Source organism: Bradyrhizobium sp. CIR18 (genome assembly GCF_014198295.1).
Classification (GTDB): Bacteria; Pseudomonadota; Alphaproteobacteria; order Rhizobiales; family Xanthobacteraceae; genus Bradyrhizobium.
In genome coordinates this window covers 762,828-781,377 of sequence record NZ_JACIHF010000001.1, presented here as the reverse complement: position 1 = coordinate 781,377, position 18,550 = coordinate 762,828, and the positions used below count along the sequence as shown (strand labels likewise).

15 protein-coding genes and 1 tRNA gene are annotated in these 18,550 nt (G+C 65.2%); 4 read left to right on the top strand and 12 right to left on the bottom strand.

Annotated features, from left to right (window positions below):
* The first annotated feature begins 38 nt into the window (after positions 1 to 38).
* The gene (locus GGD65_RS03780) at positions 39 to 1,631 is read left to right on the top strand and encodes a hypothetical protein (RefSeq protein ID WP_183233039.1); all 1,593 of its coding nucleotides are present in this window, start codon (positions 39 to 41) and stop codon (positions 1,629 to 1,631) included.
* A 6-nt stretch (positions 1,632 to 1,637) separates the two neighbouring features.
* Here GGD65_RS03780 and GGD65_RS03775 read toward each other — a convergent pair whose 3' ends face one another.
* The 6 genes from GGD65_RS03775 to GGD65_RS03750 all read right to left on the bottom strand — a co-directional run bounded on the left by GGD65_RS03775 (position 1,638) and on the right by GGD65_RS03750 (position 8,813).
* Positions 1,638 to 2,594 (bottom strand): cation diffusion facilitator family transporter, encoded by a 957-nt coding sequence (locus GGD65_RS03775; protein WP_183234434.1) that lies wholly within the window; start codon positions 2,592 to 2,594, stop codon positions 1,638 to 1,640.
* Between the two features lie 2 nt (positions 2,595 to 2,596).
* Entirely contained in the window at positions 2,597 to 5,815 is a 3,219-nt protein-coding gene (locus tag GGD65_RS03770) for an efflux RND transporter permease subunit (protein ID WP_183234433.1), read from the bottom strand.
* Entirely contained in the window at positions 5,808 to 6,782 is a 975-nt protein-coding gene (gene ihpB / locus GGD65_RS03765; protein ID WP_183234432.1) for a divalent metal ion exporter adaptor subunit IhpB, read from the bottom strand. The genes GGD65_RS03770 and ihpB overlap by 8 nt, the downstream gene beginning before the upstream one ends.
* Complete coding sequence (gene ihpA, locus GGD65_RS03760; RefSeq protein ID WP_183234431.1) at positions 6,779 to 8,053, bottom strand: divalent metal ion exporter subunit IhpA; 1,275 nt, start codon at positions 8,051 to 8,053, stop codon at positions 6,779 to 6,781. Before ihpA ends, ihpB begins: the two co-directional genes overlap by 4 nt.
* A 54-nt stretch (positions 8,054 to 8,107) precedes the next feature.
* Complete coding sequence (locus tag GGD65_RS03755; RefSeq protein ID WP_092257347.1) at positions 8,108 to 8,470, bottom strand: hypothetical protein; 363 nt, start codon at positions 8,468 to 8,470, stop codon at positions 8,108 to 8,110.
* Between the two features lie 121 nt (positions 8,471 to 8,591).
* On the bottom strand, positions 8,592 to 8,813 hold the full coding sequence (locus GGD65_RS03750; protein ID WP_179738807.1) for a hypothetical protein: 222 nt from the start codon (positions 8,811 to 8,813) through the stop codon (positions 8,592 to 8,594).
* Positions 8,814 to 9,163: 350 nt separating this feature from the next.
* Between GGD65_RS03750 and GGD65_RS03745 the strand changes: the two genes are divergently transcribed.
* Positions 9,164 to 10,051 carry a hypothetical protein gene (locus GGD65_RS03745; protein ID WP_018320131.1) on the top strand — a complete coding sequence of 296 codons (888 nt, stop codon included), beginning with the start codon at positions 9,164 to 9,166 and terminating at the stop codon, positions 10,049 to 10,051.
* A 62-nt stretch (positions 10,052 to 10,113) separates the two neighbouring features.
* On the opposite strand, the gene pepT is transcribed toward GGD65_RS03745, so the two are convergent.
* The 6 genes from pepT to GGD65_RS03715 form a co-directional block, all read right to left on the bottom strand.
* Positions 10,114 to 11,364: a peptidase T gene (pepT, locus tag GGD65_RS03740; RefSeq protein WP_179738805.1), complete on the bottom strand. Its 1,251-nt coding sequence runs from the start codon at positions 11,362 to 11,364 to the stop codon at positions 10,114 to 10,116.
* A 102-nt stretch (positions 11,365 to 11,466) separates the two neighbouring features.
* The gene (locus tag GGD65_RS03735) at positions 11,467 to 11,796 is read right to left on the bottom strand and encodes an HU family DNA-binding protein (protein ID WP_018320133.1); all 330 of its coding nucleotides are present in this window, start codon (positions 11,794 to 11,796) and stop codon (positions 11,467 to 11,469) included.
* Between the two features lie 203 nt (positions 11,797 to 11,999).
* A tRNA-Asp gene (locus tag GGD65_RS03730) sits at positions 12,000 to 12,076 on the bottom strand.
* Positions 12,077 to 12,236: 160 nt separating this feature from the next.
* On the bottom strand, positions 12,237 to 12,440 hold the full coding sequence (locus GGD65_RS03725; RefSeq protein ID WP_018320134.1) for a hypothetical protein: 204 nt from the start codon (positions 12,438 to 12,440) through the stop codon (positions 12,237 to 12,239).
* A 142-nt stretch (positions 12,441 to 12,582) separates the two neighbouring features.
* Complete coding sequence (locus GGD65_RS03720; protein WP_183234430.1) at positions 12,583 to 13,878, bottom strand: MFS transporter; 1,296 nt, start codon at positions 13,876 to 13,878, stop codon at positions 12,583 to 12,585.
* Positions 13,879 to 13,940: 62 nt separating this feature from the next.
* Positions 13,941 to 15,131, bottom strand: coding sequence for an aromatic ring-hydroxylating dioxygenase subunit alpha (locus GGD65_RS03715; RefSeq protein ID WP_183234429.1), 1,191 nt, complete (start codon positions 15,129 to 15,131; stop codon positions 13,941 to 13,943).
* Between the two features lie 205 nt (positions 15,132 to 15,336).
* Between GGD65_RS03715 and GGD65_RS03710 the strand changes: the two genes are divergently transcribed.
* Both GGD65_RS03710 and GGD65_RS03705 read left to right on the top strand, forming a co-directional pair.
* Positions 15,337 to 15,852: a MarR family winged helix-turn-helix transcriptional regulator gene (locus tag GGD65_RS03710; RefSeq protein WP_092257331.1), complete on the top strand. Its 516-nt coding sequence runs from the start codon at positions 15,337 to 15,339 to the stop codon at positions 15,850 to 15,852.
* Positions 15,853 to 16,029: 177 nt separating this feature from the next.
* Positions 16,030 to 18,285, top strand: a complete 2,256-nt coding sequence (locus GGD65_RS03705) for a TonB-dependent siderophore receptor (RefSeq protein WP_183234428.1) — start codon at positions 16,030 to 16,032, stop codon at positions 18,283 to 18,285.
* Positions 18,286 to 18,550 lie beyond the last annotated feature (265 nt).

The window sequence follows — 18,550 nt, the reverse complement described above, 5'->3', positions numbered from 1 at the left end:
ACCAGCGCACTGGTTCTTCATGGGGGGTGCTCGGGTGGGTGAACTCCATCGCGTGGTTCTGGGTCTGGGTTTGCGCAATCGGCCTGGCCTTGATGGTCCACCTTGCTTTCCTGGCGGCCTGGCCGGATCACTTCATCCACGAAGACAGCGCGGCCTATATCATCCAGGCCGAATCCATCCTGAGAGGACAATATCTTGAGGATATGATGAAGCGGCCGTACGGCGTGGCCGCCTTCCTTGTGCTGCTGTCAAAACTGTTCGGCCCGCACATCCTCGTCTTCGTCATCGCGCAGCACCTGATGAGCGTCGGCACTGCGCTTTTCGTCGCGGCCATCGTGCGCTTTGCCGGCGCGCCACGTTTCTTCGCGCTCGTGGCGTTTTGTCTGGCGGCGTTGCACGGCCGCATCGTCCACTACGACAATACAATCGGTGCCGAGACGATCTCCAACTTCCTGGTCAGTCTTGCGGCATTCATCGCCGCGGGCGCCGCCTTCAGGAAATGGCCAGCGTTGCCGGCCGCAGCGGCCGTTGGCTTGACGCTCGGCGCCTTGCTGACCTGCCGGTCGGCGGCGATAGGACAGGCTGCAATCATTCTGTTGTGGCTGGTGGTGGTGCTGGATGCGGGACTGCTGCGCCGGCTCGGCGTACTTGCGCTGGCAGGCTTTGTCGCATCAGTCGTCTACCTGACGCCGGCGGCGATCAATTTGGCGATCGGCAAGCGCCCCGCGGGCAACGAGACCCTGGCCGTGATGGCCTTCGTGGTCGGCTATTCCGGCGATTTCGAGCATGGTGTTCATCTCGACCGGAAGGCGCAGGCGCGGGGGTACGTCGAGCAGATGCGGGCTGAGGACACGCCTCGGGGATGGCCCGACATCGGTGTCTACCAGTGGCCGTTCGGCGCGATGCACCGGCTGGCGAAGACCGGCGACAGCGAGGCGGATCTCGAGAGGGTCGTGCGTGACATCTTCATCGAAACGCTGACGACGCCGTCGACGCTCTATCGCCACCTTACGAAGCACTTTCTGCGGGAAATGTTCTTCCTGCTGTTCGACGCAAATTCGGTGGCGCGGCGGACGCCCAGTCCGCAGGGTTATGAGTTCTTCATGGACCGCGACAGGTTCCCGTTCTTCGGCAGTCCGACCGGATTGAAGTCCGGACAGTTGGTTCAGGACTATTACAAGCCCTGGTGGCCATTGTCGCGGCTGCTGCCGACCGCGGATCAGCTTCAGCTCAATCTGAACCGTCTCTTTGCGCGTGGTTACGCGCCGAGCTCGGATCTGGTCGTGCTGTGCTGCGGGGTGAAAGTCTCGACCGAATACGACGATCGTCCGGGTGCGATGCTGTGGCTGTCCTCGGCGGCACTCTGCCTTGCGCTCGTGCTCCTGATCGGCGTCCCCGCGAGCCGTGCGGGTTGGGTCCGGCGGTCTTCCGGCCGCCTGGTTGCCGGCGGCACCTTGATGATCCTGCTGGCAATGGTCAGCGCCGCGTTTCCGACCTTCCTCGTTTATGGGCTCAATCGCTACGCGTACTACGTCATTCCCTTCCTCGCCGGCTCGAGCGCGATCCTCGGGAGTGTGCTGTTCGATTGGCTCAGGGCCAGGGCCGGCCGGGCCGGCGGCAGCGAGGCATAGACGCGGTCACACCACATCATCCGGCGCCAGCGCGCAGCCATTGTCGGGATGGGTCTCGACCTGAAGCGTGGTGTGGCCGATGCGATGGGTCGCCTTCAGGAGCTGCGCCGTCTCCATCAGGAAGGCATCGCCGGCCCCAGCGGGCATGACGAGGTGGCAGGTCAGTGCCGTCTCGGTGGTCGAGATCGGCCAGACGTGGAGATCATGGATCGCCGACACGCCGGGACGCGCGAGCAGGAAAGCTCTGATCGCGGCGAGGTCGGTGCCCTTGGGCGCTGCCGCCATCGACATGTCGATCGAGCCGCGCAAGAGGCTGGTCGTGCTCCACAGGATGGTGGCGCAGATGACGAGGCTGGTGACGGGATCGAGCCAGAGCCAGCCGGTCCAGATGATCAGCGCGGCCGAGACGACGACGCCGAGCGAGACCGCAGCGTCGGCGGCCATGTGTAGATAGGCGCCTTCAATATTGATGTCGTCCTTGCGTCCGCTTGCGAACAGCAGGGCGGTAAAACCGTTGATGAGGATGCCGATGCCGGCGACCACCATCACGGTGACGCCCGCGACCGGCTCCGGCTCGCGCAGGCGCAGGATCGCCTCCCAGCCGATTGCGCCGGTCGCGACCAGCAGGAACACCGCGTTGGCCAGCGCCGCCAGGATGGTGGAGGCGCGAAAACCGTAGGTGAAGCGGCCGCTCGGCGCGCGCCGTGCCGCGATCGAGGCGCCCCAGGCCACGACCAGACCGAGGACGTCGGACAGATTATGGCCGGCGTCCGCGAGCAGGGCGGTGGAGTTGCCGAGATAGCCGTAGACCGCCTCGGCCACGACCAGCGCGGTGTTGAGCGTGATACCGAGCGCGAACGCCTTGCCGAAATTGGCGGGGGCATGGACATGGCTGTGACCGTGGTCGTGACCATGGTCGCCATGATCATGGTGGTGATGACCGTGATGGTCGAGGCTGCCCAATTCTAGCGCTCCCCGGACGTCGCCAAATCAGGCGCCATTGTAGGCGTTTCGTTTGCGGCGTCACGGCGGAACAGCACGTAGAGCGCCGGCAGCACCAGCAATGTCAGCACGGTCGAGGAGATGATGCCGCCGATCACCACGGTCGCCAGCGGCCGCTGCACCTCGGCGCCGGCACCGGTCGCAAGCGCCATCGGCACGAAGCCGAGCGAGGCGACCAGCGCCGTCATCAGCACCGGGCGCAGCCGCGTCAGCGCGCCTTCGCGCACGGCCTCCACGAGGGGCCGCCCCTCGCTGCGCAGCCGCTCGATGAAGGCGATGATGACGAGGCCGTTGAGGACGGCGACGCCCGACAGCGCGATGAAGCCGACACCGGCGCTGATGGACAGGGGAATGCCGCGCAGCAAGAGCGCGGCGACGCCGCCGGTCAGCGCCAGCGGCACGCCGGAAAACACCAGCGCCGCGTCCGCCGCCGATCCCATGCCCATGAACAGCAGCAGGAACACCAGCAGAAGCGCCACCGGCACCACGATCATCAGTCGTTTTGTCGCGGAGACCAACTGCTCGAATTGGCCGCCCCAGCCGATCCAGTAGCCCGGAGGTAGCTTGACCTTCTCGGCGACGGCCGTCTCGGCTTCGGTGACGAAGGAGCCGAGGTCGCGCGCGCGGACGTTGGCGGTGACGACGATGCGCCGCTTGCCGTTCTCGCGGCTGATCTGGTTCGGGCCGGGCGTCGCATCGACGGTTGCGACCGACGACAGCGGCACATAGCGCATCTGGGTGAGCGGGGAGGCGGACAGCGCGGTGCGAACGGCCGTGCCGGTTGCTGCGTCCTCGCCGGGCGGCAGCGGGATCGGGATCGCCCGGATCGCCTCGAGATTGCCACGCAAATGCTCCGGCAGGCGAACCACGATGTCGAAGCGGCGATCGCCCTCGAACAGCTTGCCGGCCGATTTGCCGCCGACCGCGATCTCGACGATGCCCTGCACCTCACTGACGCTGAGGCCGTAGCGGGCGAGCGCCTGGCGATCGAGACGGACGGTGAGGATCGGAAGCCCTGCGACCTGCTCGATCTTGACGTCGCTGGCGCCGCGGATGCCGCGGATCGCGGCCTCGACCTGCTTGGCCGCGCCTTGCAGGATGTCGAGGTCATCGCCGAAGATCTTGACGCCGACGTCGCTGCGCACCCCCGAGATCAGCTCGTTGACACGGAACTGGATCGGCTGGGAGATCTCATAGGCACTGCCGGGAATGTCGTCGGCGGCCTTGTCTATGGCTTCGATCAGCTCCGATTTCGATTTCTCCGGGTCAGGCCATTCGCTGCGCGGCTTCAGCATGATGTAGCCGTCGGTCTGCGCCGGCGACATCGGATCGGTGGCGATCTCGGCGGTGCCGATGCGGGTGAAGAACTCCTTCACCTCCGGAATCTGCGTGATGCGCTTTTCCAGCGCCTTCTGCAGGTCCAGCGATTGCGTCAGACTGGTGCCGGGAATCCGGATCGAGGCCAGCGCCACGTCGCCTTCGTCCAGGCTTGGAATGAACTCGCCGCCCATCCGCGAAGCGGCGATGCCGCTTGCCACCACGATGAATGCAGCCATGACGGCGACCGCGAGCCGGTTGTCGATGGCAAAGCGGAGCAGGGGAAGATAGGCGCGCTTGGCGATCCGCATGAACAGGTTTTCGTGCTCGGACACCTTGCCGGTGACGAAGATGGCGACGGCCGCCGGCACGAAGGTGATCGAGAACAGCACGGCTGCGCCCAGCGCCATCAGCACGGTCAACGCCATCGGCGTGAACATCTTGCCCTCGACGCCCGTCAGCGTCAGCACGGGCAGATAGACCACGGCGATGATCAGCGTTCCGAACAGGCTCGGCTTGATCACCTCGCTCGACCCGCGCAGGATCGCGCGCAGCCGCTCGGAGGTCGTGAGCAGGCCGCCTTTCTCGCGTTGGGCCGCGGCCAGCATGCGCAGGCAATTCTCGACGATGATCACGGCACCGTCGACGATGATGCCGAAGTCGATCGCCCCGAGGCTCATCAGGTTCGCGCTGACCTTTGTCTCGACCATGCCGGTGATCGTCATCGCCATGGACAGCGGAATGACGCAGGCCACCACGAGGGCGGCGCGGATGTTGCCGAGGATCAGGAACAGCACGGCCACCACCAGCGCCGCGCCCTCGAGGAGGTTGTTCTTGACCGTGCGGATGGTGGCTTCGACCAGATCGGTGCGGTCATAGACGGTTCGCGTCACGACGCCATCGGGCAGCGATTTGGCGATGTCCTCCAGACGGGCCGCGACGCGGCGGGCCACGGTGCGGCTGTTCTCGCCGATCAGCAGCATGGCGGTGCCGAGCACGGTCTCCTCGCCATCGCGCGTCGCGGCGCCCGTGCGCAGATCGCGGCCTTCCGTGACGGTCGCGACGTCCCTGATCCGGACGGGATTGCCGCCGCGCGAGCCGATGACGATGTCCTGAATTTCGCTGATATTGCCGACCTGGCCCGGCGAGCGAACCAGATATTGCTCGCCGTTGCGCTCGATATAGCCGGCGCCGACATTGGCGTTGTTGGCGGCGAGCGCCGTCATGACGTCGCGAAAGCCGAGCCGGTAGGCCATCAGCTTGCCCGGGTCCGGCAGCACGTGGAATTGCCGCTCGAAGCCGCCGATGGTGTTGACCTCGATCACCCCTGGCACGTTGCGAAGCTGCGGCTTGATGATCCAGTCCTGCACCGTGCGCAAATCGGTCAGCGAATAGTCGTGACCGCTTTGCGTCTTGGCGCCCGCTTTCGCTTCGACGGTGTACATGAAGATCTCGCCGAGCCCGGTCGAGACCGGACCCATCGCGACCTCGACGCCGGCCGGAAGCTGGTCCTTGACCTGCTGGATGCGTTCGCCGACGAGCTGGCGGGCGAAAAAGATGTCGGTGCCGTCCTTGAAGACGACCGTCACCTGGCTGAGGCCGTAGCGCGACAGCGAGCGGGTATAGTCGAGCTTGGGCAGTCCGCCCATCGCGGTCTCGACGGGGAAGGTGATGCGCTGCTCGGTCTCGAGCGGCGAATAACCGGGCGCGCGGGTGTTGATCTGGACCTGGACGTTGGTGATGTCAGGCACCGCGTCGATCGGGAGGCGCTGGAAATTCCAGGTCCCGAAAGCGATGGCGCCGAGCGCGAACAGCAGGACCAGCCAGCGCTGATGCAGCGAGACGGCGATCAGGCGCTCAATCATGCTCGGCCTCGCCCTTGCCCATCTCCGCCTTCACGACGAAGCTGTTCTCGGCAACGTAGTGCTCGCCTGCCGACAGGCCCGCCTTGATCTCGACATGGCGCGGATCGGAATCGCCTGTTTCGACCGGGCGTGCCTCGATCTTGTCGCCGTCCTCGCGAACGAACACGATGGTCCGGTTCTCCAGCGTCTGGATCGCGCTCCTGCGCACGGCGACCGCGACGTTGCGTGCGGCGAGGATCAGCCGCGCCGTGACGAACAGGCCGGGGCGCAAGCGGCCGTCCGGATTTTGCAGCACCACGCGTGCAAGCGCGGTCTGGGTCTCGCTGGAGCCGATCGGCGCCATGTAGGAGATCGTGCCCTTGATTTCGCCGCGGCCATCGTCGGGATCGATCAGCACCTCGTCGTTGAGGTGGACGCGCCGGAGGTCCTGCCGGTAGATCGACAGGTCGACCCAGATGGTGGAGAGGTCGGCGACGACGAAGGCCGGCTTCTGCTCGGAGGCGTATTCGCCGAGCGAGATCTGCCGTTCGATGATGGTTCCGGCTATGGGCGCCTTCAGCTCGTAGACGGTGAGGCTCTGGTTGCTCTCGATCGCGGCGAGCAGATCGTCCTTGCCGACCTTGTCGCCGATGCGCTTCTGGATCGATTTGGCGAGGCCCGGAAAGCGCGGCGTCACCTGCACCACGGCTTCCTGATTGGCGCGCAGAATGCCGTTGAAGGCGAGCGTGTCGGTCAGGGTCGCGCTCGCGGCTTCGGCCAGCGTGACGCCTGCGGCTGCCAGCTTGACGTCGGAGATGCGGATGCGGTCGGCGCCGTGCTCATCCTGCTCGACATGGTCGTTCGGCTTCTTTTCGGAATGCTCAGTGTGCTCGGTATGCGCGGGCGTGGCCGGCGCGAGCACGGAATAGCCGTAAGCGCCGAGCGCGGCGGCAACGATGGCGACGAGAATGGTGGAGGACGTCTTCATCGTGCGCTCTCCCGCGCCAGCGTGAAGGGATTGCCGACGAGGCCTTCGATGGTCGCAACGCCTGCGTGGAAATTCTGAAGCGCCTCCTGCTCGCGCAGCCGCGCCTGGGTGACGCTCGCCTGCGCGTCGAGGACCTCGAGCAGGGTGAAGCGGCCCTGGCCGTAGCCTTGCGAGATCGCCTCGGACGCCTCGACGGCCTTGGGGATCGCGGTCTCGCGCAGCACCGCGAGCTCGCGCAGCGAGCCCTGGAGCGAGTCGTAGGCGCGGCCGGCAATCACGATCAGCGCGTTGCGGTTGGCCTCGCGCTCGGCCTTGGTCTTGGCGAGGCTTTCCTGCGCCGAGAGGATGTTGCCCTGGTTCTGGTCGAACACGGGGATCGGCACCGAGAGGGAGAGCCGCACCGCATCGTCATTGGTCTCGTTATAGTGACGCCATCCGGCCGCGATCCGCACGTCCGGATAGGGCTTGAGCCGTGCCAGCAAGAGCTCGGCATTGCGCTGGGCGAAGACCGCGGTCCAGCGCACCAGCTGCGGATTGGCGTCGATGGCGGCGACCACCGACTGGAACGTCGGCGGCTTGCCCATGGTGTCGAGCCGGCCGGAGACCTCGCCGAATTTCGCGGATGCCTCGCCCATCAGCACCGCAAGCTCGCGCCGGGCGCTGGCCAGCGTTGCCTTGAAGCGCTCGCGGTCGGCCTTCACCAGGGCGGAGGCGACTTCAGCGCGGCCGGTCTCGGCCGGCGAGGAGGCGCCGGCATCGACGCGGCGGCGCAAGAGCGGCGTCAGGCGGTCGATCGCGGCAATCTGCTCGTCGAGGATCTGGATGCGCCGCTGCGCGCCGAGCACGCTGAGGAAGGCGATCGCAGTCTCCGACAGCACCTCCAGCCTGGCCGCCTTGCGCTGGATCGCGGCGACCTCGATACCGGCCGCGCCGGCGGCGATCCGCGCGTCGCGCTTGCCGAACAGCTCGAAGGCCTGGCTGATCTGGAGCGTGGTCTCGGCCGAACGCGTCCCGCGGTACTTGCCGGAACCGAATGAATCGTCCTGCTCGTAAGACAGTTCCGGATTGAACAGGGCGCCGGCCTGGATCCGTTGGCCCGTGGCGATGCCGACGTCGCGCTCCGCCGCCGTCAGCCGCGGGCTCGCGGCCAGCGCGCGCGACAGCGCGCTTCGCATCGTCAAAGTCTGGGCGTGCGACGGCGCAATCGCCGATCCGGCAATCAGACACGCCACCGCGCACGCCAGGCGCGCGGCCATTCTCCTGCGAAACATAAAACCGACCTGTGAAGGATGAACCTAATGGGCGCGGACGCCCGACCAATCCGTTCAGGCAATATGTTTGGGAGGCGGAGAATCGGTATCGGGGGTAATTCCGGCGAGCCGGGGCGCATGCTGCGGGCTCGATGCAGCTGCAAGCGCGACCGATGCGGCCGCAGGCGCCGGCTGTGTCACGGTCAGCGAGAAGCAGCCATGGCAATGATGTCCGCCGATGGCCTTGTGGTCACCATGGCCGGTAGGGCCATCAAGGACCGCGGCGATCTCCGAGCCGCCGCCGGGCGTGGTGACGTCGATGTCGTGCGAGCCATGCAGCGCGCCCGCGAGCAGATAGACGACCGCGATCAGCACAGACAGGAGCCCGCGCCAATTGCGCCGGCGGCAAGTTCCTGAGGGCTGGCGGTTCGCGGGCACGACGTCACTCTGGTTGCGGTCTGTGCCCGGCCTAGCATGGGGGCGGGAATAGTGTCGACCCGCAACATTGTTACGTCCCTTGAAGAATTGCCGCAGTGCTGGCCGCAAATGCCAGCGCTTCTCATTGGCGCGTGATCAGGCCCAGTTGAGCGTCGGCTGCCGCTTCTGGAACATCGCCGGTGTCGCCGTCCTCGGCCGGGTCGATTGCGCAACGGCCGGCTTCCATCGCCCGCTCCAGCCATTTGATGGCTTCATCGATCCATCTGTCGTGCTGCTCGGGATCGGCGATCGCCTTTTCCCGAAATGCATCTGCCTGATGAAGGCACGCCGTTCTGCGGTCCACGCGGCTCTCCCCGATCCGGAGGTTCCGCCCCGGTGGCATCCTTTATGATCGCAGAGCCGGCGTCGTTAACATAGGACAGGAAACGCAAAAGGAAGGCCCCAGCCCGGGGCTGACCGGCTGAGGCCTTCGTGCTCACAATCTTCATCCTTGGGACTTGAGCAGACAATGCGCATCGGGCCGGTTCGTTCCGCACTTCGATGCCGAATTAGGAACGTTCCTCATTCGTCCCGATTAGCGATCAGGAATGTTTGAGGAGGATGGGACTATGGACGGACTGATTTATCTGATCGGCCTGATCGTCGTGATCATGGCGATCCTGTCGTTCTTCGGCCTGCGCTGAGAGAACGGCAATGGAAACGCTCGTACGGGAAGACATGATGGAGGGCGGCGGGGCGGCGTCCGACAACCGCCGGACCATCCAGTGGAGCTCGGTGTTCGCAGGCGCTCTCGCCGCCGGTGCAATGTCGTTCATCCTGATCGGCTTTGGCGTCGCGGTCGGCCTGGGTGTCAGTTCAGCCTCGCCGACATGGCGCGATGCCTCGGCGGCGCTGGCGCTGCTGTCCGGGCTGTACCTGATCATCCAGGCGATCATCAGCTTCGGGTTCGGCGGCTACATCGCCGGCCGGACGACGCGACCGGCGCCCGCGCTGGCGACGATCGAAGACGATGGCGAACGACGGGACGGCCTGCACGGGCTGACCTCCTGGGCCCTGGCCGTGCTGGCTGGCGCGGCTCTGCTCGCGCTGCTCGGCGCTGCCGCGATCGACCGTTCGCCGATGCGCAGCTCGGCAAGCAATACGTCCGCGGCCGAGCCGCTGCTCAGCTATGAGCTCGACAAGTTGTTCCGCGCGCCGCGTCGCGCCCCAAACATCGATCTGAGGGAGGCACGCGCTGAGGCGGGACGGATTCTGATGACGTCGTCCAGCCATAGCGGAGTCAGCACCGACGACCGAGCCTATCTGGTGCAGCAGGTTGCTGGTCTGACGGGGCTGCAGGCCCCCGACGCCGAACGGCGGGTCGATGCGCTGATCGCGGACTCCAAGACCGCCATCAACCGTGCGCGGCGCAACTCGATCATCGTGGCGTTCTCGGTCGCGGCCGCGACCCTGATCGGTGCCGCGGTGGCGTGGGCGGCGGCGGTGGCCGGTGGGCGGCACCGCGATGGAGAACCATTGCCGAATTGGATGGCGAGCTCAAATCGCTTCCATCGCAATCCGCGCGCAATGCCGGTGCCGTAGCTCCAAAGCAAATGGCCGAGCGGCAAGCCCGGCCATTTCGGCATGCATAACAATGGGAGGCGTCAGGCCTTCTCCTCCCAGATCATCGCCAGATGCACGATGGTCTGTACGGCCTTTTCCATGTCCTGCCGGCTGACCCATTCGAGCCGCGAATGAAACGCGTGCTCGCCGGCAAAAATGTTGGGGCAGGGCAGGCCCATGAAGGACAGGCGCGAGCCGTCGGTGCCGCCGCGGATCGCGGTGCGCATCGGGCGCAGGCCGGCGCGGCGGATCGCCTCGATGGCGTATTCGAGCACGTGCGGGTGACGGTCGATCACCTGCTTCATGTTGCGGTACTGCTCCCGCACCTCGAACGTGTAGGTCGAGCGCGGATAGTCCTTCATCACGTCCTTGACGATGGTCTCGAGCAGGACCTCCTTCTCCTTCAGTCCTTCCTCGGTGAAGTCGCGGACGATGAAGGAGAGCCTTGCCTGCTCCAGCGCGCCCTCGATGCCGATCGGATGCAGAAAGCCCTGCTTGCCTGAGGTCGTCTCCGGCGAGCAGCCTTCCTTCGGCAGCCGTTCGACGATGGCGGCCGCGATCTTGATCGCGTGCTCCATCTTGCCCTTGGCGTAGCCGGGATGGGCGCTGACGCCGTTGATGGTGATGGTGGCGCCGTCGGCCGAGAAGGTCTCGTCCTCGACGCAGCCGGCGCTTTCGCCGTCCATGGTGTAGCCGAAATCGGCGCCGAGCTTCTTCAGATCGACATTGTCGACGCCGCGGCCGATCTCCTCGTCCGGCGTGAACAGGATCTTGATGGTGCCGTGCTTCACATCGGGGTTGTTGATGAAGAAGTGCGCGGCATCCATGATCTCGGCAACGCCCGCCTTGTTGTCGGCGCCCAGCAGCGTGGTGCCGTCGGTGGTGATGATGTCGTTGCCGATCTGGTTCTTCAGCGCAGGGTGCTCATTGAAGCGGATCACCTGGCTGGCATCGCCCGGCAGGGTGATGTCACCGCCGCGATAGTTCTTCAGAACTTGCGGCTTGACGTCCTTGCCGGTGACGTCGGGCGAAGTGTCCATGTGCGAGCAGAAGCAGATCACCGGCACCTTCTTGTCCGTGGTGGCCGGGATCGTTCCGTAGACGTAGCCGTAATCGTCGAGATGCGCGTCGGCGACGCCCATGGCCTTCAGCTCGGCGGCGAGCACGCGGCCGAGATCCTTCTGCTTCTCGGTCGAGGGCGAGCGAGGGGATTCCGGATCGGACTGGGTGTCGATGGTGACGTAGCGCAGGAAGCGCTCGGTCACGGTATGCGAAAAGGTGAGGGAGGACATTTCTGGTCAAACCGCCGGGGTCAGGGGAGCAGCCGGTATACCAGAAAAGCGGGCCGCGTTGCGGCAGGAAGGAGGTGGGATCAGGCTTAACGAAGCGTAGCCTCAGATCGCCTCTTTCAGTTCCTTGACCGGGCGGAAGGTAACCTTCTTGCTGGCCTTGATGTGGATCGGCTCGCCGGTGGCGGGATTGCGGCCGGTGCGGGCGGCGCGCTTGCGGACCTGGAGGATGCCGAGCCCGACGATGCGGACCCGGTCGCCCTTCCTAAGGTGCTTGGCGATCAAATCGACCATGTCGGTCAGGACCGCCTCGGCGCGCTTTTTCGACAGCTCCTGGCTCTCGGCGATATCCGCGGCGAGGTGCTTGAGCGTAATGGTGGCGGGAGCGGCTGCCTTCTTTGTCGAATCCTTCTTGGCCGGATCCTTCTTAGCCATGACTGGCCTCCTCGGTTGTCCAATGACAGGGTATCCCTGGAAAGGCCGAGAATGGGTGGGGATCCCTCTAAGTCCTTTGAGACGTAGACGATTCGGGCGCGGGCTGACTATGCCGAGAGTTCCCGCCAGCGGCAGGCAATCGCCGGCGCAGATGCGGCGGAAGTCGAGAAGTTCAAGCTAAGACTATGAAGGGATTGCCAAAATGGCGCGAGAGACGGGGCTCGAACCCGCGACCTCCGGCGTGACAGGCCGGCGCTCTAACCAACTGAGCTACTCCCGCGTGGTTCGCTCGATGCGCGCGGAACGAGGGGGGAATTAAAGGCGGGGCTGAGTGAAGTCAAGGACGTTGCGCTTCACCGGTGCAACTCGGCTAAGCATTGCTCTGGAAAACGAAAAAGGCCGCCCGGAGGCGGCCATCGGTCAGCCCGGAAGAGGACGTATCAGCGAATCTCGGACGTGCCCGCGCTCGTCACCACCACCGGCTTGCCGGCCTTGATGACGTGGGTGGACTGGGCGGTCTGGCTGTAATCGGCATTGGTGCGGGCTGCGATGCCGAAGGCCGCCACTGTGATGCCAGCCACCAGCGCCACCACCACGATCTTCAGGTGGGTCGCACGATCAGCAGAGTGAATTGAGTGGTTCATCTGAGCCTCCCGACGGGCTTTGCCGCCGTCTGTAGGCTCATGTCTTAAGGACCATCTGTTTCCGGATGGTTTCGCGGGTTCCGCAAAATGGTTTCATCTCGCCGCCCGGCTGGTTTCGCCGGGCGGGCTCACCGGGTCGGTCTCAGGCCGCGGCACGGCCGATGTCGTCCCGGATCGCGCGGGCGGCCCAGATGAACAACAGGGCGCCGAGCGTGGTCGTGACCGCCGCCGAGAGCAGGGAATAGCGCACGGCCTCTGCGCCATAACCGCCCTTCAGCGCGTCATTGACCATGCCGACTGCGAGCGGGCCGACGCCCTGGCCAAAGCAGGTGGCGGTGAGCGCGATCAGCGCGGAGGCGAGCGCGCGCATGCTGGGCTTGGCCACCGTCTGCGCGATCGCGAAGATCGGGCCGAGATGGAAGCCGACAAGGAACGAGGTCAGCGCCAGCATGGCGACCATCATCGCGAAATCCTGCGTCAGCATGCACAGCGCGAACACCGGCCCGGCGAGGCCCGAGGTGATCGCAGGCGCCCACAGCTTCCAGCGGTCGTCGCGGCGGCTGACTTGCGCCACCACGAAGCCGCCGAGCAGGGTACCGGCCATGCCGGCGAGGCCCTTGAAGGTGCCGGCATAGGTGCCGATCTCCGCGCTCGACAGATGGTGCACGCGCGCCAGGAACGGCGGGATCCAGGCCGCGGTGGCGTAGTTCGTGTAGGTGGTGAGGCAGAAGCCGATCAGGACGATGATGAAGCTGCGCTGCGACGCCAGGAAACGTAGCGTTGGCCCGAGCGGCTCGGGCACGAAGCTCTCCTGCATCGCGCCGCGCTTCGGCTCGGAGATCGTCAGCCACAGCACCAGTGCGAGCAGGATGCCGGGCAGGCCGGCGACATAGAAGGCCATCCGCCAGCCATAGTGCTGGTTGACGTAGCCGCCGACGAAATAGCCGAGGAAGACGCCGAGATAGGTGCCGATGGCGTAGATGCCGAGCGCGCGCGGGCGCTCGTTCTTGGCGAAGAGATCGGCGACGATCGACTGCGAGGCGGGTGAGCCGGCGGATTCGCCGATGCCGACGCCGATGCGCGCCAGTGCCAGCGAGGTTACGCTGGTGGCCGCGCCGCACAGCGCCGTCATGGCGCTCCAGAATGCAAAGGCGACGGCCACGATGTTGCGCCGGTTGAGCCGGTCGGCGACGCGCGCGATGGGAATGCCGAGCAGGGAATAGAACAGCGCAAAGCCGAAGCCCGCGAGCAGGCCCATCATGGTGTCGCTGAGCGCAAACTCCTTCTTGATCGGCTCGATCAGCACGTTGAAGATCGTGCGGTCGAGGAAGTTCAGCGCGTAGATGATGGTGAGCAGCCCCAGCACGTAATAGCGCCGCGCCGGGGGCTTTGCCGCGGCAGCCGTTTGCACCGACATCTGTGACGTCACATCGACCATCGCTTCCCCCAATTTGTGTTTATTGTCGTTAATGGTCCAGCCCGGAAGTAGCGGCTGGAAGGTCAGCCTTCGCGGATGTAATTCCCCGCTTCGAATTCGACCGGCGGCGCGCTGGCATCGAACGAGACGCCGATCGGGTCGCGGCCTGCGGCGAGTGCGTCGAGCTGGTCGCTCAGCATGCGCCGGATCATGAGGATCCCGCGGTCGCTCTGGCCGAAATGCTCCTCGGAGTGGATCGTCACCTCGCCCTGGCCGACCTGGGCCTCATAGTCGCCCGGAAATTGCTGGTGCTCTTGCTCGGTCATGTCCCACCAGAACTTGCCGTTGAACTTCGAGCGCATGCGGCTGATGTCGCCGGAGTTCTTGACGCGGCCGGCGACGTAGATCCGGAAGGAGCCATCGTCGATCGGAAGCACCCAGCCGATCGACTCGACGCGCGCGAACTGCGCGACGCGCGGATTCGGCACGACGCGTAAGGTCGGCAGCGCAGCCTCGCTGACGCGATAGAACACCTTGCCGTCGTCCTGCTTGCGCTCGGAGCGCACGAGGACGCCGCGCGGCGATTTCTCGAACTTCACCTCCGGGATCGACGCCATCATGTTGGTGAATTGCGGTCCGGAGAACGAGCCGTGCAGCACCGGCACGTGATAGGGATCGACCACGTTCTCGAAATGCTGCAGCCAGTTGCAGGGGATGATGGCGGGGCCACCGCCGCCGATCGAGGAATCATCGGCCTCGACCAGCTCACCGTCGTCCATTGTCTCCAGGCATTCGTAAGCCGGCAGCACCGGGCGTTTCCCGGCCGGGCCCATATAGGCGAAGATCAGGCCGTAGCGTTCCTCGACCGGATACCAGGGCTGGCGCACCTTGTCCTTGAACTGGCCGCCGTCGGGCTCGCAGGGCTGCTCCAGGCAGTGGCCCTCGGTGTCGAACTTCCAGCCGTGATAGCAGCAACGGATGCCGTCCTCCTCGACCTTGCCATAGTAGAGCGTGGTGCCGCGGTGGCAGCATCGGGCGTGCAACAGGCCGGCGCGGCCATGCTTGTCACGGAACAGCACCAGATCCTCGCCGAGCGCGCGCACCTTCTTCGGTGTGTCGGTGGCGTCACCGACGAGCCCGACCGGGTGCCAGTAACGGCGCAGCAGCTCGCCCATCGGCGTGCCGCGCGCGACCGAGGTGAGCTCGGTGCGGGTGTGCGCCGGCTTCATCGCATAGGCCGTGCCGAGGTCACGATCCCGCTGGGTGATGGTCATACCTGGTTCCTCCCGCTTTGGCCGGCCCTTTTCGGCACTTGGATCCAGTGAAAGATAATTCGATGACAATGTCAACGATCTTCCAAATGCCTCTTAATCGCATTTGAGGAAGCGTCCGGCCGGACTTGGCAGGCTCGGACTTGGCAGGCCCGGACTTGGCAGCGTCGGGCTTGGCAGGCTTGGGCTTTCTTGGCAGAGGTGGATGATGAGCCAGACCGAGAGCAGGGGCGGGGCGACGTCGCCCGCAGCGGACGAGAGCGAACCGTCGGCCCCGATCACCGTGATGCTGTCGTCGCGACTGATGGTGCTTGCCAATCTGCTCAAGCGCGGCGCGATCCTGCGCTACAAGCGCCTTACCGGATTGTCCTCGGTCGAGTTCGGTCTCGTCGCCTCGCTGGGCCGCCGGCCGCCGATGAGCGTGGCGCGGCTTGCCGAAGCCGTCGGCCAGGACAAGGGGCAGATCAGCCGCGCGCTGGCCAATCTGCTCTCGCGCAAGCTGATCGCGAAAACCGCGAATCCGAAAGATAGCCGCGAGGTGCTGATCTCGCTGACCCCAGCGGGGCTCGCCGCGCATGATGCGATCGTCGAGGGCGCGCAGGAGCGCAATCGGCGCCTGCTGGAACAGCTGAGCGAAGCCGAGTTCCACACGCTGCTGGGACAGGTCGACCAGCTCACGGCGATCGCCGCCGAGATGCTCGAGAGCGAGAAGAACGCGCGCTGATCATCCAGCAATCTCTGAACATGTTGGATCGCTTCTAAGAGTCTTTCTAAGAAGCTTTCAATTAGGGAATTCTCGCGCGCTCCCATAAGCGTCACCTCCAGGCGCATGCCGTCCGGGGACAGGCGGCATGACGCATCGAACATGCAGCTTTGGGGTGGCGCGTTGAACAGTCTTGGAATGCTGCGGTCGGCCGTGTTGGCGACCGCGTCCGCTTGGGTTTTGATGCCGCAGGCATCGCTTGCACAATCGTCCGCGCAGGGTGGCGCAGCGAGCCTGCCGCCGGTGACCGTCACCGCACCGGACGCGCGCCGCCGCGCGACCACGACCCCTCAGCGCCGTGCGCCGCGGTCGTCGGAGCAGATCGCCAACAGGAACAGGCCGCAGCCGCAGCGCAACGTCGGCTTCGTCGAGACGCCGCGCGGCCCAGTGAACGGCTACGTCGCGGGTCGCAGTTCGTCCGGCACCAAGACCAACACGCCGATCATCGAGACGCCGCAGTCAGTGTCCGTCATCGGCGCCGAGCAGATCCGCGACCAGAAGCCCAACAAGCTCGATGAGGTCCTGCGCTACACCGCCGGCGTGCGCGCAGGGACTTTCGGCACGGATACCCGCAACGACTGGTGGTTGATCCGCGGCTTCAAGTCCGAGGACATCGGACTGTTTCTCGACGGCATGCAGCTGTTCTACACGTCCTATGCCAGCTGGAAACTGCAGACCCCCAACATGGAGCGGGTCGAGGTATTGCGCGGTCCGTCGGCGGTGCTTTACGGGGGATCAAGCCCGAGCGGCATCGTCAACGTCATCAGCAAGATGCCGCCGGCCGAGCCGATCCGCTACATCGAGGCCGGCGTCAATAATTTCGGCAATGCCTATGTCAGTTTCGACATGGGCGGTCCGGTCGCGACGAGCCCCGAGAACGGCAAACTGTTCGCGCGCGTGGTCGGCCAGGTCCAGAACGGCGGCACGCAGGTCAACTTCACGCCGGACAACAACTACTTCATCGCACCGTCGTTCACGTGGAAGCCGGATGCCGACACGAGCTTCACAGTGCTTGCGTCTGCCTCGAAGCAGGACACCCGCGGCATCAACTTCCTGCCCTACCAGGGCACGGTGACGAACGCGCCGTTCGGCAAGATTCCCACGAGCTTCTTCGTCGGAGATCCAAGCGTGGACAAATTCACGCGCGAGCAGGAGATGCTGGGCTATCGGTTCGAGCGCAATCTTACCGAGGACCTGACGTTCCGCCAGAACGCCCGCTTTGCGCATGTCGACATCAGCTACCGCGGCTATGTCGGCAACGGTTGGGACAGCATCAACACCGCCACGATGGGACGATATAATTGGTACGCGAAGAACACCGCCAACGAGGCCAATCTCGATAATCAGCTCGAGTATCGCTTCAACACCGGTCCGGTCAGACACACAATGCTGTTCGGCGTCGATCTGAGAGGCTACCAGATCGACGATTATCAAGCCTTCGGATTCGGCGTACCCTCGATCAACGTTTTCAATCCGGCCTATGGGGGAGCCGAGGTTGCGTTGCCGAGCGCGCCGTTCCGTAACTTCCTCATCACACAGAAGCAGGCCGGCACCTATCTCCAGGACCAGATGAAGCTCGGCAACTTCACGCTGGTGCTGAGCGGCCGCAATGACTGGGTCGAAACGACGCAAGAAGCGCGGGACACCGGCGCAACCGTTGCCAGCCGTGACGACAGCAGGTTCAGCGGCCGCGCCGGACTGATCTACAATTTCGACAACGGCATCGCGCCCTACGTCTCGTATTCGACGAGCTACAATCCGATCATCGGCCTCAATGCGACGAACCAGCTGTTCCTGCCGGAGACCGGCAAGCAGGCCGAAATCGGCGTGAAGGTCGCGCCAAAAGGCTTCGATGGCTATTTCACGGTTTCGGCTTTCGATTTGGTCCGTCAAAACGTCGCGACGACATTACCGGGCAGCGTTCCGGTCTTGCAGAACCAGACCGGCGAGGTGACCTCGCGCGGCATTGAGCTGGAAGCGGTGGCCAATGCCACGAAGGAGCTGAAGTTCATCGGCGCCTTCACGTCCTATCATCTCTTCAACAGCAAAGACCTCGACCCGACCCTCGTCGGCAAGACGCCGACCAATACGCCCCAGCTTCTGGTGTCGGGATGGGCCGACTACACCTTCAAGGATGGACCGTTGGAAGGGTTCGGCTTTGGCGGTGGCGTGCGTTACATCGGCCCGTCCTGGGCGGATGCTGCAAACACCCTCGAAGTTCCCGCAGTCGTGCTCGGCGATCTCGCGCTCCACTATGAATGGCAGAACTGGCGTACGGCGCTGAACGTGATCAACCTGACCGACAAGATCTATGTCGCGAGCTGCGCGTCGGCCACGTCGTGCTTCTACGGCGATCGCCGGCGTGTCACCGCCAGCGTCTCCTACAAATGGTGAGGGCGGGATAAGGGGGGCGCCATCTGGCGCCGCCGCTCTTCCTCACGAGATAGATGAGCTCCCGGGCTATGCCCCCCAGCCCGAAGCTCATCCGAGCGCGGCGCGCGCGACGGCCCAGGATGTCGCCGTCGCCGCGCTCGCGGCTGGACCCCGGCCGGACTGCAATATATCGCCTGAGGCGGGGCTCGCCCCCCGCGCGATGCATGGCTCGTGCCTGCCTTGCCTGTGGATAGGCTGCTCGGAGCGGCTGCGGGCTTGGTGGGTG